This is a genomic window from Legionella anisa, assembly GCF_001467525.1.
GTDB lineage: Bacteria > Pseudomonadota > Gammaproteobacteria > Legionellales > Legionellaceae > Legionella > Legionella anisa.
The window spans coordinates 1-14020 of the sequence record NZ_LNXS01000054.1 but is presented as its reverse complement, the minus strand read 5'-3'; the positions used below and the strand labels follow the sequence as shown (position 1 = coordinate 14020).

Below are 14020 nucleotides of genomic sequence, written 5' to 3'. Positions count from 1 at the left end.
AAATCCTTCCGTCCCGACCAAGCCCAGTAAGGGTTTTATAAAATTCTCCATACCCCGTCAGAAATATTTGGTACCAGTTTTGGTACCGATTGTAAATAGTACTAGCCAGTCAGTGAAAACTAATGATTCACGTGAGAGTGTAAATGTTAGCTGATCCTATTATATGTGGAAAATACAGGCATTATAAAAACGAAAAATTATATGAAGTCATTGGCCAAGCTCGTCATAGTGAAACAGATGAAGATATGATAGTGTACAGGGCACTTTATCATTGTGATAAATTTGGTGATAACCAACTTTGGGTTCGCCCTATGAAAATGTTTTTTGAGAATGTCATTCATCATGGAAAAACAGTTTCTCGATTTCAACGGATAGAATAACCTTAATTTAATCGTAAAACGATAGGTTTTCGGACTACACGAGAGGGCAGGGTATTTTTCTATTTTGAATTCTAAAAGCGGTTCAGAAACTCTTTCCAAAAATCAAAGTCCCATTTAATATAAACAATAAAGATAGTAAATTAATTTTAGTGATAGCGGTCTAATGATTCGACCACATCTCAAAGTTTATCGAAATAATTTTTGGATTCTTGAAAACAAATATCATAATAATTACCTAAATTCTTAGGACAATCAATTGATATATCATGTAATTCGCTATAGATAGAAGCATAGTAATATTCTGTTGTATTTATAGCATTTGTTAAATCAGGTATTTGCATTATCAATTCAGAATCAAGATGAGCTACAAACTGATCACGATATGATTTCATTTCTTTATGATAGCTATCAAATTCCTCGGAGGTAAGTTTGCAATGATGTAACATATTTGCTTTAAATGAGTCAGGTTCTGTCACTATATTTTTCCAATGATGTTGGTCATTGTTATTTCCAAATAGTTTCATCCATTCCATTATAGCGATATCTAAAAAATTACTCTGAATTGTAATCCAAAATTGAGTTTTAGCCTTTGATGTTTTTTTATCTATCCAGCTAGCCCTGTAATAGGAACAATTCCTTGCAAAATGGCAACATAGTATAGCTACTCGTCTAAGTCTTCTGATTCGATCCATAATGAAAAGCTACGAAAAATGTTATAGTTGAATTATAGATTACCCTGTTTAGTGGTTCCATTTACGGCAACCTAAAGAATTTTTTTAATTATCTTTTCAATCGTTCTTGCCAAATTCTTTTTACATCAGTGGTATCGTTCATATGTTTTTTAATAAAATTATAGGGATGATTCGTATTTGAAAACACATAAAAAACGGACTTTTCCACCATCTTAAGATTCAAGTCTCGTATTAATCTCCTCATTGGAAATATAAAGTTATCTAAATTTTTTTTTGATTTTGTGGCAATAAAGCACTTTTTGGGAGTTAAAGGGAAAGTTAAGAATATGGATGAATCGTTAATGTCATCGAAAGCTGTGATTATTTTGTCATTTAGGTTATAAATTGATACAGGCATGTCTCCAGTCAACAAATCATATGTCGATGATTTAAAATCCAGTAGGAACCAATTTAATTCTAACATTAATGATTTTAGTGCGGAGCGTTGATTCTTGATGTCATTTTTCATGTTCTCAATATGATAATTATTATAGAAGTGCTTATACTCTTCTGACTCAATCAAAGTAGCATTAAGATGCATTTCAAATTCTTTAATTGAACTTTCTATGTCATTTCTCGCTTCATTCATTATATAAGGGTGTCTTAAAAATAAAGCGAGAATAAAATCACACCAATCTTCTTGTTCTTTGAAATCTATACTGCTAATCCCAAAGTCTATGATTTTTTGCAATATTATAGCTGAGGAGTTATCATGAACACTTAAATGCTCAGATTCTATTGTATGATCTAAAATACCCTCTGTAGTAACAAAAGAATTCAAATTATGTAAAAAACCCACCTCACTGGCTTTTTTATTGGTCATCAAAAATTTATGGTATTCATAAAAATAACAAAAGATTCCAAGACTTGATTCCCAGTTTTTTAAATAAAATTTTGGAATGTAATGATGCCTCATTTTATCTTCACCATACCTTTTTTTTAAAATTATTATTTTATAACGGCTAATTGTAGAAACTATAGTCACTATAAATAAATTTAGTAGTTCAACAAGAGTTATATCAATACATTAAATTAATTGTTTGGAGATGGATAACGTACCTTATTTATCTCAAATGAATTGTTTTACGGAAAATATCTAGATTTGAATTGTTATTTTAGCAAATTTAAAGTTTTTATTTGGGAGAGGTAAGATTTAAGTGGAGATACACCGGGATCAATTGAGCCCGGTCTTGGTAACTATTGATTTACGGATGTGCTTAGTTTGAATTTTAATCTAGACCCATCTTGATGTTGTCCAAGAGTAGGTGTGATTAAAAGGTCATCCTTTGAAGATTCTGATATAAGTAGATCAAATTCAATAGAGGTACTTGTACCCGGCTTGAGATTTTTTCTCACGGTCGCTAAGGTTTGTTCAATTACATCATTTAATTTTAAGCTCATATTTTGATTCCTGTTCAAATATTTAAGACAATTCCCTTCTTACGCGAGCAAAGCGTACAAATCAGAATCAATATACTATATCTAGTGGTTCAATGCAAATATATTGGTGCATATTGGGCTTTCTTTGCTGTTTGATTTATTCTGTGTGAATTTCTCCATTTCCTTAAAGTTATCCGTGATAGTTCATAAAAACCACCATTTTTGGTGAACTCATATTATTTTGTTTTGAGGAACAATTTTATTAATCTGATCTTGTATGAGATACACAGGGCATCAATTTTAATAGATATATAAAGGTATATTATTCTGGACAAGCAAAAATTCGCTTTCATTTATTTTATTTACAGCATATCCCTTATCCGTAATAAATCTTGATAATCCGGGACGGGTTGCTCTTGGATCAGCGGCAGTTCCACAAGGAATTTGTGTTTGATATTCGATTATTACATAAACATTGTTATTTGAATCTTTGACTTTAAAAGTCCTAATTATTTTTTCCATTTCGATCAACCTTGATTTTAATTTTGATTAAAATTATGGATCATGAAAAAGCAATTGTCATTTTAACCAGGAATTAAAGTAATCAATTCAATGTGTACACCTCATTGATATAGGATAGGTATAGTAGATTACCAATGCGTAGCCATCCAGATTCAGTGCATTAAACAGATACTCTCTTTAATTAAATATAAATAAAGCAATTGCGATTAAAATAATAATCAACATAACTATGTGTTTATGATTAACCATGATGAATCGTCCAATAAGCATAACTTTTGAATTTTAGACTATTTATTTAAATCTAGGATATTTTTAGTTTATTAATTCAACATTACTCGATGTTGTAATCTTATGTAAATAGAGTTCAAAAAAATACTCCAATATTGCTATTCAAGGATGATATGGAATCCTACCATTGAGAATGCCATTGCGTGGGTTACTCTTTTTTAGAGCAAGAAAATTACTCACTGATCGCATACTCCTATTTTCATTTTTGGAAGGACCCAAAATGACCATTTCAATTTCAATAGCTCTATCACGTGAGCTAGGTAATTGAAATTCTAAATAGGGTATCAAGAATGAACTACCTTCACGATATTTTAATTCTTCGATTAAATAAGTATTATAAACTTTTGATACAACTCTCCATTCATCTTCTTCAGAAAAAGCAGGGTGTTTAATTAAGGCTGCTATCTGTAACATCACATCGAGCAACTCTTCAAAAGCTGAGTGATAAGATTGTGTTGGATGCTTTTTAGTATCAATTCCTTTTATTTCTGCGTTTGATACAAGAGAATCAATCACTTTTTTTATTATTTCTTTTTGATCATCGCGATTATAAATACATTTACCAATTAAAAACTGCTTTTCAGTTACCTGTTTTATAATTCTTGACGCGGAAAAACCAATGCTAATTCCTTTAGACTCCTTGCTATATGCTCTCCATTGACTAAGTAAATTCCCTTTTGCAGAAAAACAAACAATATATATACCATGACCACGGTTGAAGTGTTGTGTAATCCAATCTTCAAGTTGTTCAATAATCAGGTCGGATGGATTACTGGACTTAATTTCTCGAACTCTGGCTAGGCATAGATCCCTAAAATATATCAATTCAGATGTATCAGAAAAGTAATTTATATCTGTAGCCCATAAACTTTTAGTCTCGATAATTTTAGTAAATGGGCCTAAAGAAGTATAATGATAGAGGGTGGTTTGAGGCTGTTCTTTATAAATTTCATTTTTAATTTGTTTTATATCCATTGTACTCTTACCTCTAATTTTTTAAATTGTTTATTTAAATTAAGTTAATTCTTTCTATCTTTTAAATACTTATATAGAGTAGGTTTTGAAATACCGATCAACTCGCAAATTGTTGAAATACTATTCTGTTTTCCTTCATAAAGCTGAATTGCTAATTTTGTTTTATCTACTGAAAGTTTTTTTGGGCGACCGCCTTTTCTACCTCTTGCACGGGAGGCTTGCAAACCCGCATGTGTTCGCTCACGAATTAGATTTCGCTCAAATTCAGCTAAAGCCCCCAAAATATGAAATATTAATTTTCCAGAGCTTGAAGAGGTATCAATTGATTCCTGCAAACTTTTAAGACCAATTTTTTTTGAATCGAGTAGGGCGATCATTTCAATCAAATCTTTGGATTAAAGGGGTCAGACTCGATTGATTATAAACTGAAAATATCAAACTCAGTCTAAATGAATTTTTTAAAATCAATCGAGCTGCCCCCATTGATGTTCGTATTGCACCTTGGCATCATAGAAGTATTTAGAATAGAGAGTCGTTATTTGATATATCGGAAGGCATCCAGGGATATTTTGATGCTCCAGCAATAAAATCGGATTGATATAATAATCCAAGATCCCCCCAATATTCTGCTTGATTATTATCACTAAAAGGATATGCTAAATTTTCACTATTGACGTTCCACGATCCTTTTGCTTTATCATCCTTATTTTTCTTATAATGTGCACTAGTTTGAACGGATTCAATTAATGAGCCCTTCGCAAGATTGTCATCCTGAATTAAATAAGACTCTTGTTTAATTGTTTCTAGAAGACCTTGAAGAGCTATCTTAATAGTTTCATGATACTCTGATATAACCGATTTACTGAAAATAAGAGAAGTGTTTTTTTTAAAAGCTGGCTTAAAATCTTTTCCCATTAAGGCATAAGGAATGTCTTCCATCACATAAGTACAATATTTTCCAAGTTCAGGATATTTGTAATTTACAATTGCTGGTGATATTAGATTCAGGACTTTATAAAAATAATAATTTCCAAACAGGGATTGTTTCATATTTAAAATGGCACATGAATAATTTATTTCTATTCTTACCCATTCTTCACTGTTACTTTGGTATAATTGAATTTTGCAAATTTCATTATTTAATTTACTTAGTGATTCGTACCAATCCATTTCAGTATTTGTGGGTACAATATTTGAAATAGTGGTAATTTCTTTGAGGCACTTTTCTATCCCCAAAAAAGCGTGCTTTATGTTCTGTTTGATAAGTTCAATGTCATCAATTTTAATTGGTCGAAAATGAGCCAAACTATTTCTTACAGTTCCTATTTCATCAAATTTTGTCTTAATTATTTCTTTTTTTCCTTTAAAATAATTTTTAAAAATTTTCCATTGGGCATCTGAAAACATTAACCGAGTTAGCTCACCACTATTTAAATACATGAGGGGGGAATAAATAGGATATCCAAGATAACCATACCCTTCTGCTTGTTCCATCCTAATTTTTGCAATATTAGCAATTGTTTGTTGTCCATTTTCCAATTGAAGCATTGTATTAGTCCATTTATCGTATGCTTGATTTTTTAAAATAATATAGGCAAAAACCCGTAATGCATTTTCCATTCTAAATAGGATATTTAGAGCTTCATAATAATGGAGATGTAACCATCTCATTGGTATATCAAAAGTATCATCCTCGTTTCTATTTGCGCTCTTCCAGTCCATAATTGGCTCAATATTTTAAATACTATTAAATGAAATTATAATACAACTAGCTCCTACTGACTTATTTGATAGTTGCTCTAAACCCTTATTCACAGATCAATGGGGTCAGAATCGATTGATACAGATGTTATTTTGTAAATCACAATCGCGGCAATTTTAAATGCGCTTTGTGAGGTATAAAATTAAGTCAATTTACAAAAATTCCAATGAATAGGCATAAAAGTTACTACTTACATAAAACAAACACACACCTTTCGCATGATATAAATATGCTCCATATTCGTCTGATTAATAATGAATTTTTACCAAAATACGTGGGGCAAACAGCAAAAAAATGCGGTGAATGGGTGGTGAATTAGGTGGTGCAAGGAGGATCTAGTCTCTTTCTGGGATAAATATAACTCCTTCATCACTTATTCATCACGAGTTCACCATGAAATGAAGGGAATAGAAACTTTTATTAATGAGTTAATAGTAAAGTAAAACCATTAAATGGTAGTTACATTAATTCTTCTAGATCATAAAACACATTACAATTGCTGCACCGATTTTTCCTAAATGGAGTTGATCTGTGTAGTCACTTATACTCACTAAAATTCCAGCACCATTTATAACTTTTTCTGTGGATAACTTTTAAAGAAAATTTTTTAAAAAAAACAATATATATATATATATATAATATAAATTTCTGAGTTATGAGGTGGGTCGGCCTATACAATTATAGGTATGTCGGGTTTTACAATGCATGTTATAAAACTCCTATATTTTAAAAGGCCAAAAGTGTGGCGGGTTTGTGTCGGCTAAAGGGTTCGGCCTAGGGTCGGCCTGTTTTGGAAAAGATTGATGCCCTTCGGCTAAAAGGCATTTTAAAATAAGATGCCGTGTTGTGGATTTAATTTCAATCAAACCTGCACGTTCTAACGATTTAACTGCTCGTTTTACCTGTTGCTGGCTTGGGCTGCCTGTTTTTACACCTGCAATAGGGGCAACGTATAACGCCTCTCGCAGTGATTGATAACTGATTCTACGCTTTATCCCAACTATATGAGTTTCTCTGTCCATATAGGGGCGAATGCCCATGAGATAAGCTAAACGTTGAATATAAGGTAATTCCATAAGCGCTTCAAGTTCTTGAGCATTTACAAATAAAAAATGCATTTTCATTCTTCCTAAAAAATTTTTTGATATTTTGATAGATGTACTTATTTTGATTCGGTATGCAAATTAATCCATTGTTCGATAACATCTGTTTGCCATACTAATACAGTGTTATTAAGCTTCTTTGGTTTAGGAAACTTACCGGTAGACCACCATCTTCTTAATGTCAGTCTATTTCGTCCAATAATTTGTTCTACGTCTTTAATAAAGAGTAATTTTTGTTTGAAGGGTTTATTTTTTGTATGTTCCATATATTAACTCCATAATAGGCTGCAAACGTTTTGTTGTAGGATGCCGTTGTTTTCCAACTTCTCGCTCGTTAACTTACTCATTTTGTGTTAAGTTTAAGAGGTAAAACGCATTAAATTACACGTATCGTGCAATTTATATTGAATATAACACCTTACGTGTAACAATCAAGTATAAATCAGAGCTTTTTTCAATTTTGGTGAGTTTATTGTAATGAGCATTAGAGAAAAGATTGGGAAACGTATTCATGAAGCGCGTAAAGCAAAAGGCTTAACCAGGCAGGCTTTAGCTGATTTAACCAATGATATAAAACCCTCTCGAATAAATAATTGGGAACACGGCACAAGAATGCCGGGACCCGAAGAAATTACGCAGTTGGCTAAAGCTTTAGAAGTATCCCCAGCATTTCTAATGGGCTTATCCGATGAACGCGATGGTGAATTTGGCAGGAACCCTCGATTTGGGTCTTTAATACCATTACTCGACTACAAACAAGCTTGTGAGCCGAGCTCTCATATCCAAAAGATTAAAGAAGAGTTTTACTCTGAAAAAATAACTTTTGTCCCAGTTAGTCCAGACATTACAAATCAGATAGGTAAAAATGCATTTGCTTTGAGAATACTTGATGACAGTATGAGTCCGGAAATAAGAATTAATGACATTCAAATAGTCGACCCCTCCATATCTCCCAATCCTGGGGATTTTGTTGTTGTCAAAATAAGTGGCAAGCAGGATGTCATTATTTGCCAGTATAAAAAGCTATCCTATACCTCATCTGAGTTTGAATTACTTACCTTGAATGATAACTGGCCGAATATTGCTGTTAATGAAAGCGATCAAGTTGAAATAGTTGGGACAGTGATTCAAAATATTCGGACGTATCGTGGGGAGAATCATCAATAAGATTTTATCTTAAAGATTGGAATAAATTCCAATTTACTCTTTCTAGCGGCAGGAAGGGGGGCAGAATAAATGAGAGGATTTGACTCATATTTGCATTCAGATCACTAAGCCGGAAACATTAAATAGGTATAATTTATACTAATTTTATACCTATTATATACTTATAAAACTTATCTTGCTCAACATCTATCTGCTCTAATTCTATTAGGAAATAAAAAGCGTTGGTTTGGAAGATTTCTATTGCTACTACTTTTTTATAAAGCAGTATGAACCGAATATTGGTCTATACTTTCTTTTAAACAAAAATAAGTCAACTTTACTAGATATCATTTGAAAAGAATGAAAGTGGGAAATTATGGATGATTTGTTAGATCAAATTGAGACAGGAATTCAAAATAACTTGTATTATTTATCCCTATTTGTCAGTCTTGCTATTCCTGATATTTGTGGAGCACTTGAATCAGTAAATGGCGTAGCTAAGGGTACTAAGTATGCGAATTGGTTCGATAAAAATGTTGGAATTCCGAATAGTTATACTTTGAATGGAATGGATTGTTATTATTTTAGATGCTCTATGCTTCACCAAGGAAAAACAACTCATAAAAATAGTAGCTTCACCCGTATTCTTTTCGTTGAACCAAGTTCTTCATATATTTTTCATAACAATATTATAAACAATGCCTTAAATATAGACATAAAAATTTTCTGCAACGATATAATAGACGCAACAAAAAGTTGGATAAGTGCAATAAGTACTGATAAAAATTTTATAAATAACTACAAAGATTTTGTAAAAAGACATCCGAGGGGACTTCCTCCTTACATAAGTGGTGTTCCCGTTATATCTTAATTTAACCCTTCGAGAACTAAAATTTGATATGACTGGATTTTAATATTCATCTTTGAAAGTCCCAGGATTTTACAGACCCAAAGGGTGTCGGTTTTGTGTCGGCTTTAACAAATATTTTAATAAATAAACCCATTAGATTTTATTGGGTTTATTTATTAAAATATAAATATGAAAACTAAGACTAAGCTTGTTAACATTCAATTTCTTCTAGAAAAGCCTGTTTTTACAAGTAAAGAGGCTAATGAACTTGGTATGTCTCCAAGTTTGCTTTGCTACTACATACAAAAAGATATTATTCATCGGGTCGACAAAGGCCTTTATCAAGCCGTTTCAGTGAAGAAGAAATTTGATTTTAAGTGGGAAGATTTGATATTTACAGTGAAATCAATTTCTCAAGGTGTTATTTGCCTCGTTAGCGCACTAGCAATCTATGAGCTTACAGATGAAATGCCTCGTAAGCATTGGATAGCAGTACCTCATAGTACAACGAAACCAATAAGAACAAAGACCATTATAAAAAGAATGAGGGATGTAAGCACTGGTCTAACAACATGGAATATTGATGGAGAATCAGTACCCATTTTTAACATGGAGCGTACTATTATTGATGCCTTTCGATTTCTTTCAAAAGAAATTGCCCTTAAGGCACTTCATATTGGTTTGAGAGAAAAGCAAATTGATCCCCAAAAATTGCAAAGTTATGCAAAGAAACTGCGCATCGATATTACTTCTTATTTGTTGGCGATGAGGATATGAATGAACAATCGCGTAAAGTAAAATTGAAACGGTTAGTATTAATAAAAGTGAAAGACATTTCGGAACCTTAGACAACGCTAGCATTGAAGCATACATTAGACAAATCAAATTCGGATGATCCATTAGTTGCCTAGTCTACATAACCTGCGCTTGTTTAGTCACCAGACTTTTATTTGCTACAATTTAATAAATCTATAATCAAAATTATAGAAAAGGGATTTATATGAAAAAAAAAGTTCGATGGAGTCATAAACCTCCTATAGAAATTCTTAATGCATTGGCAAAGAATGGGGTTGTAGGACGAGATGGTTCTGTCTCATTTAAGGCAGGAGGTTTTAGATTTAATGATATTGATTACCTAATTGATAGTATAAATTTTGGTTGTTCTATTGATGAACAAGATAAAATTACTGCAGTTAAACAAACTATTAAAAAATGTTTTAATAAAGGGGGTATTTCTGAAAAAAAATTTATCGATCTATTAACATTAGAAGTAGAAAATTTTTTAAACAAAAGAAAAGAACTTAGATATTTTATAACCGGTCTCTCGATTTTAAAACCAAGCTTCAATAAAATTCAAATTAATGAATCCACTATACGATTTTATAAAACAAATATTCCCAGAAAATTTTCTTCTAGAGTAAATAAATTAAAAGAAGTTTCAAAAAATAACATTAAAAGTAATTACTGTAGTTGTGTTATTGAAACAGTAACTTTTTCAAATGAAATAGATATACCATTAAAGAATTTAAACATTCTTAGAGCTTTATTTTGTTTATATAACAATTATGATTTTGAATTTCTTTTTTCGAAAAAACGAATGCCTCTAAATAGAGTCAGAATCGATGAGTTCCATACTCTTCACAATAAAGAAGGCTTAGTTGAAAATAACCTATATTATGAAATCGATTTTATTGAAGCACCAATAATTGAAATTCCACAATCAAAAAAATTCTTCGAAACAATTATAAGCTTAATAAATAAATCTCCTTACAAGGAAGTTATTATTGATAGTTTAATTTTTTATGTTAAAGCATTTGATTCTTATGATCCTAATATTTCTCTGATTTTGGCTTGGAATGCTATTGATAAATTGACAAACTCTGAATCTGGCAACTATAACAATGTAATTAATAGATTTAGAGGTATTGTAGGTAAAACAAAACATTCAGAAATAATACAAATATTAAAAAATGTGAGGAATAACTATGTGCATCGCATTGAAGAACATAAAAATGCCAGGGATTATTGTTATGAATTACAATCATACTTTAAATTAATTTTAGAAATACATCTACAATATTTAAGTCACTTAAATTTAGAAAATGCCTTTAAAGTTTTAGATCATTTATTTGAATATAAAAATTCGGAAGAATACATATCTTTTTTTAACGACGAAGATAACTCAAACCCTCTTATTAAGATATCTAAAAAAATACAGGAAATTATGAAAAAAGCTCAAAAAAAATCTTCTCAAAATAGTAGTATTACTATAGTTATAAAATAATATTTTTCCAGCATAACTATAAATGAATTTCAATAATCGTAGCTTAGGTTCAAGAAACGTTACTGAGTACTTATGAACTTTGCGCCAGGTTTGCTATGTTAATGAATAATGCTGATTGAATTTCTAATTAAGCACATAGATCAATATGAACTGGTTTTGATTTATTCCCTTTCTTTGTAGTTCGAAAAACTTTGCTTCGCTGAAAATTTTTATAAAAATCCGATTGTTGGCTTTTTGTTTTTGCTTGTGTTTGTTCAATAATAAATAAACGTAATACTTGCTCGGTATTTTCATTCATGTTGGTGGCTTTATCTCCATACTTTTCCCATTTACTGACCGCTGTATGAGATTCATGGACTACAGTTTCACCAAATTCTCTCAGGGGCATGGAGAAGTATGAGCGAATAAATTTAACTTGATTACCAGTAAGTCTGCTTTCTTGTGTTGCTAGCATTTTAATGGCCTCATCGGCGATTGTACGTACGTCGATTTTAGGTAGCCATTCTCCATTAATATAGAGCATTTCGACATTTTCCAATTCGATGGGAAATCCTAAGCCTTCATACAAAAACAACGGTTTGATTTTGGTTTTCATAGTATTTCACCTTAGCGAATATTCATCACTGTAATAATAGGCATGAGATCCTCAGTAAAACTAATAATTATTCGGACTTTCTTGCCGTCTATATCTTTACCCTCAATACAATATTTCCAGTCTTGAGGTTGTTCATTGAGGTACTGTAGCTCATAAGAGTCTTTCTGTTTATTTCGGCTTCTCTCGTAACCTGGTTTGCCTTCTAAAATGTTAATGACATCAAGATCTGATATATTTCTCTCTTGTCCTCTTTGTCTCGCATGGGGCATAAAGAGATAGTTTTTCTCCTTAATTTTCTGCTCAATTAAAGCAAAAAGGTCTTTATCAGTTTTCTTTAAAGGTTTCCCAGATTTCACTTACAGTCCTTATTTTTATTATAATATTTGTAAACCTAGTTTACAAGTCTGTTTGAAATTTATGCTATTAGAGGCTAGATATTGCATCTTCATTTATATGTATTAGTTGGGTGGAAACCGTCTCTAGTAGCGAATTTTCTATAAATTCTGACCATTGATTCAGTGCTGCTTGTCTTTGCGGTAACATTTCATTCTTATTATAAGTGGCCATAATTTTAGGCATCTTATGCCCCAAGCATTTTTCAATCACTACGGGATCTACATTTAATGTTTGTCCCAATTGGGTTGCAAAAGTTCTACGTAAATCATGCGCTGTCCAATGAGGAATGCCTACTCGGGTTTGAATCCTGCTGACTGCTCTGGCAATGGCTTTATCAGTTAAGGGTTCTTCATCATTAAGACCCGGAATGACAAAGGATGAGTCGCTCTCTGCTTTTAATAATTCAAACAACGATTGAGTGAGTGGTGTTAAATGAATTTTCATGACCAGAGCATTTTTTGTATGGTTTGATGGGATTGTCCAGAGTGATTGCTCGAAATCAATTTCATTCCATTTTGCTAATCTTAGTTCGCTTGAGCGTACGCCTGTGAGTAGGATAATTTTTAAAGCGGTGCGAATTTGCAATGACATACGGCTATTATCGCTGTCTAAAAAAAGCCATAAGGCTTTAATTTCATCTAGAGTTAAAAACCGTTCACGAGGTTTTTCAATACCACCAATATCACGGGAGCGAATCGTTGCAGCAGGGTTGATTGTCATTTCGCCTCGGCTCACTGCATAATTAAATGCTTGCTTCAACGTACTCAACACTTTGTTTGCATGAATAGGGGAGCCACGGTTTACAATTTTATCTAAGGCGTTGGTAATATCTCGAGGTTGGATTTTTTCCAGTTCCATATCACCAAGCAAAGGAATAATATCCGCATCGATTTGTTGTTTTGCTTGTTTGGGTTGCTTGCGGTGTTTTTCAATGTAGTTGGTGTACCAAGAGAGAATTAAGGATTTTACTGTCTTTTTATATTTTTGTTTTTCTTGTTTGCTGTGCTCAATGGGATTAATGCCATTTTCCTTCATGGATTGAGCTTTTAAGAAGAGTTCTCGTGCTTGTTTGATGCTAATCGCGGGGTATTTACCTAAACTCATTTTGCAACGTTTGCCGTTAAGGGTAAATCGATAGAACCATGATTTGTTTCCGGTGGGTGTTACTCGAACTCCTAGACCCGTTGCTTCAATTTTTTCGACCCATTCTTTTTCTGCTTTAAGATTTTTAATGAAGGTGTCTGTAAATTTCATGAAGTTCCTTAAACTTTTTTTGGTACCAGTTTTGGTACCACTTTTTGTGTTCTTAAGTGAAATGAGTTGATATCAATTAAAATCTATAATATGGAAATAAACTTGTATTTACAAGGACTAAATGAGTTTTTTGAAATGATTTGATACGGGTTAAAATCGAAAAAGAATAGAATGGGGTGCTAGTGGTCGAAGGTTCAAATCCTTCCGTCCCGACCATAAAATCATGGGTCTTTCCCAATTACGGGGGCACTCACATTTAACAGCACAGCGCCCTAACACGAGTTCTGTAATTTTCAAAGTTACGAAAGCCATAAGCTCTTCTTTGAATCAACTTCATCTTTCTATGAAACCCTT

The 14020-nt window shown here is 32.1% G+C and carries 17 protein-coding genes; 5 read left to right on the top strand and 12 right to left on the bottom strand.

Annotated features, from left to right (window positions below; all coding sequences use genetic code 11):
- Nucleotides 1-143 precede the first annotated feature (143 nt).
- A complete protein-coding gene (locus Lani_RS16590; protein ID WP_019234900.1) occupies nucleotides 144-380 on the top strand; it encodes a DUF1653 domain-containing protein in 237 nt (78 codons plus the stop codon).
- Between the two features lie 179 nt (nucleotides 381-559).
- On the opposite strand, the gene Lani_RS16585 is transcribed toward Lani_RS16590, so the two are convergent.
- The 8 genes from Lani_RS16585 to Lani_RS16545 form a co-directional block, all read right to left on the bottom strand.
- Nucleotides 560-1072, bottom strand: a complete 513-nt coding sequence (locus tag Lani_RS16585) for a hypothetical protein (RefSeq protein WP_127908255.1) — start codon at nucleotides 1070-1072, stop codon at nucleotides 560-562.
- Between the two features lie 88 nt (nucleotides 1073-1160).
- Nucleotides 1161-2027 (bottom strand): DUF4238 domain-containing protein, encoded by an 867-nt coding sequence (locus Lani_RS16580; RefSeq protein WP_019234902.1) that lies wholly within the window; start codon nucleotides 2025-2027, stop codon nucleotides 1161-1163.
- A 764-nt stretch (nucleotides 2028-2791) separates the two neighbouring features.
- Nucleotides 2792-3013 (bottom strand): hypothetical protein, encoded by a 222-nt coding sequence (locus Lani_RS16570; protein WP_019234904.1) that lies wholly within the window; start codon nucleotides 3011-3013, stop codon nucleotides 2792-2794.
- Nucleotides 3014-3403: 390 nt separating this feature from the next.
- The gene (locus tag Lani_RS16565; protein WP_019234905.1) at nucleotides 3404-4276 is read right to left on the bottom strand and encodes a DUF2971 domain-containing protein; all 873 of its coding nucleotides are present in this window, start codon (nucleotides 4274-4276) and stop codon (nucleotides 3404-3406) included.
- Nucleotides 4277-4320: 44 nt separating this feature from the next.
- Nucleotides 4321-4662, bottom strand: a complete 342-nt coding sequence (locus Lani_RS16560) for a recombinase family protein (protein ID WP_396426819.1) — start codon at nucleotides 4660-4662, stop codon at nucleotides 4321-4323.
- A gap of 133 nt (nucleotides 4663-4795) precedes the next feature.
- Nucleotides 4796-5896 carry a hypothetical protein gene (locus tag Lani_RS16555; RefSeq protein WP_127908253.1) on the bottom strand — a complete coding sequence of 367 codons (1101 nt, stop codon included), beginning with the start codon at nucleotides 5894-5896 and terminating at the stop codon, nucleotides 4796-4798.
- An 861-nt stretch (nucleotides 5897-6757) separates the two neighbouring features.
- The gene (locus Lani_RS16550; protein WP_019234908.1) at nucleotides 6758-7156 is read right to left on the bottom strand and encodes a hypothetical protein; all 399 of its coding nucleotides are present in this window, start codon (nucleotides 7154-7156) and stop codon (nucleotides 6758-6760) included.
- 44 nt (nucleotides 7157-7200) lie between these two features.
- Nucleotides 7201-7407, bottom strand: coding sequence for a helix-turn-helix transcriptional regulator (locus Lani_RS16545; RefSeq protein WP_019234909.1), 207 nt, complete (start codon nucleotides 7405-7407; stop codon nucleotides 7201-7203).
- A gap of 211 nt (nucleotides 7408-7618) precedes the next feature.
- On the opposite strand from Lani_RS16545, the gene Lani_RS16540 reads away from it, so the two are divergent.
- The 4 genes from Lani_RS16540 (at nucleotide 7619) to Lani_RS16525 (ending at nucleotide 11421) form a co-directional block, all read left to right on the top strand.
- Nucleotides 7619-8308, top strand: coding sequence for a LexA family protein (locus Lani_RS16540; RefSeq protein ID WP_019234910.1), 690 nt, complete (start codon nucleotides 7619-7621; stop codon nucleotides 8306-8308).
- Between the two features lie 355 nt (nucleotides 8309-8663).
- Entirely contained in the window at nucleotides 8664-9158 is a 495-nt protein-coding gene (locus tag Lani_RS16535; protein WP_019234911.1) for a hypothetical protein, read from the top strand.
- 168 nt (nucleotides 9159-9326) lie between these two features.
- Nucleotides 9327-9914, top strand: coding sequence for a type IV toxin-antitoxin system AbiEi family antitoxin domain-containing protein (locus Lani_RS16530; RefSeq protein WP_019234912.1), 588 nt, complete (start codon nucleotides 9327-9329; stop codon nucleotides 9912-9914).
- A gap of 223 nt (nucleotides 9915-10137) precedes the next feature.
- Entirely contained in the window at nucleotides 10138-11421 is a 1284-nt protein-coding gene (locus Lani_RS16525; RefSeq protein WP_019234913.1) for a hypothetical protein, read from the top strand.
- A 127-nt stretch (nucleotides 11422-11548) separates the two neighbouring features.
- Here the strand turns inward: Lani_RS16525 and Lani_RS16520 are convergent, their stop codons facing one another.
- From Lani_RS16520 to Lani_RS19950, 4 genes are all read right to left on the bottom strand, one after another.
- Complete coding sequence (locus Lani_RS16520; protein WP_019234914.1) at nucleotides 11549-12016, bottom strand: hypothetical protein; 468 nt, start codon at nucleotides 12014-12016, stop codon at nucleotides 11549-11551.
- 11 nt (nucleotides 12017-12027) lie between these two features.
- Entirely contained in the window at nucleotides 12028-12372 is a 345-nt protein-coding gene (locus tag Lani_RS16515; protein ID WP_019234915.1) for a DUF4258 domain-containing protein, read from the bottom strand.
- Nucleotides 12373-12439: 67 nt separating this feature from the next.
- Nucleotides 12440-13666, bottom strand: coding sequence for a tyrosine-type recombinase/integrase (locus Lani_RS16510; protein WP_019234916.1), 1227 nt, complete (start codon nucleotides 13664-13666; stop codon nucleotides 12440-12442).
- A 256-nt stretch (nucleotides 13667-13922) separates the two neighbouring features.
- A partial coding sequence (locus tag Lani_RS19950; RefSeq protein ID WP_156415177.1) for a transposase occupies nucleotides 13923-14020 on the bottom strand: 98 nt, incomplete at its 5' end.

What these genes read in the sequence shown, in the direction of transcription:
- Lani_RS16585 (WP_127908255.1), bottom strand. Translation starts at nt 1,072, where the DNA reads ATGGATCGAATCAGAAGACTTAGACGAGTAGCTATACTATGTTGCCAT.
- Lani_RS16535 (WP_019234911.1), top strand. Translation starts at nt 8,664, where the DNA reads ATGGATGATTTGTTAGATCAAATTGAGACAGGAATTCAAAATAACTTG.
- Lani_RS16520 (WP_019234914.1), bottom strand. Translation starts at nt 12,016, where the DNA reads ATGAAAACCAAAATCAAACCGTTGTTTTTGTATGAAGGCTTAGGATTT.
- Lani_RS16510 (WP_019234916.1), bottom strand. Translation starts at nt 13,666, where the DNA reads ATGAAATTTACAGACACCTTCATTAAAAATCTTAAAGCAGAAAAAGAA.
- Lani_RS16565 (WP_019234905.1), bottom strand. Translation starts at nt 4,276, where the DNA reads ATGGATATAAAACAAATTAAAAATGAAATTTATAAAGAACAGCCTCAA.
- Lani_RS16550 (WP_019234908.1), bottom strand. Translation starts at nt 7,156, where the DNA reads ATGCATTTTTTATTTGTAAATGCTCAAGAACTTGAAGCGCTTATGGAA.
- Lani_RS16555 (WP_127908253.1), bottom strand. Translation starts at nt 5,896, where the DNA reads ATGGAAAATGCATTACGGGTTTTTGCCTATATTATTTTAAAAAATCAA.
- Lani_RS16545 (WP_019234909.1), bottom strand. Translation starts at nt 7,407, where the DNA reads ATGGAACATACAAAAAATAAACCCTTCAAACAAAAATTACTCTTTATT.
- Lani_RS16590 (WP_019234900.1), top strand. Translation starts at nt 144, where the DNA reads ATGTTAGCTGATCCTATTATATGTGGAAAATACAGGCATTATAAAAAC.
- Lani_RS16525 (WP_019234913.1), top strand. Translation starts at nt 10,138, where the DNA reads ATGAAAAAAAAAGTTCGATGGAGTCATAAACCTCCTATAGAAATTCTT.
- Lani_RS16570 (WP_019234904.1), bottom strand. Translation starts at nt 3,013, where the DNA reads ATGGAAAAAATAATTAGGACTTTTAAAGTCAAAGATTCAAATAACAAT.
- Lani_RS16580 (WP_019234902.1), bottom strand. Translation starts at nt 2,027, where the DNA reads ATGAGGCATCATTACATTCCAAAATTTTATTTAAAAAACTGGGAATCA.
- Lani_RS16540 (WP_019234910.1), top strand. Translation starts at nt 7,619, where the DNA reads ATGAGCATTAGAGAAAAGATTGGGAAACGTATTCATGAAGCGCGTAAA.
- Lani_RS16530 (WP_019234912.1), top strand. Translation starts at nt 9,327, where the DNA reads ATGAAAACTAAGACTAAGCTTGTTAACATTCAATTTCTTCTAGAAAAG.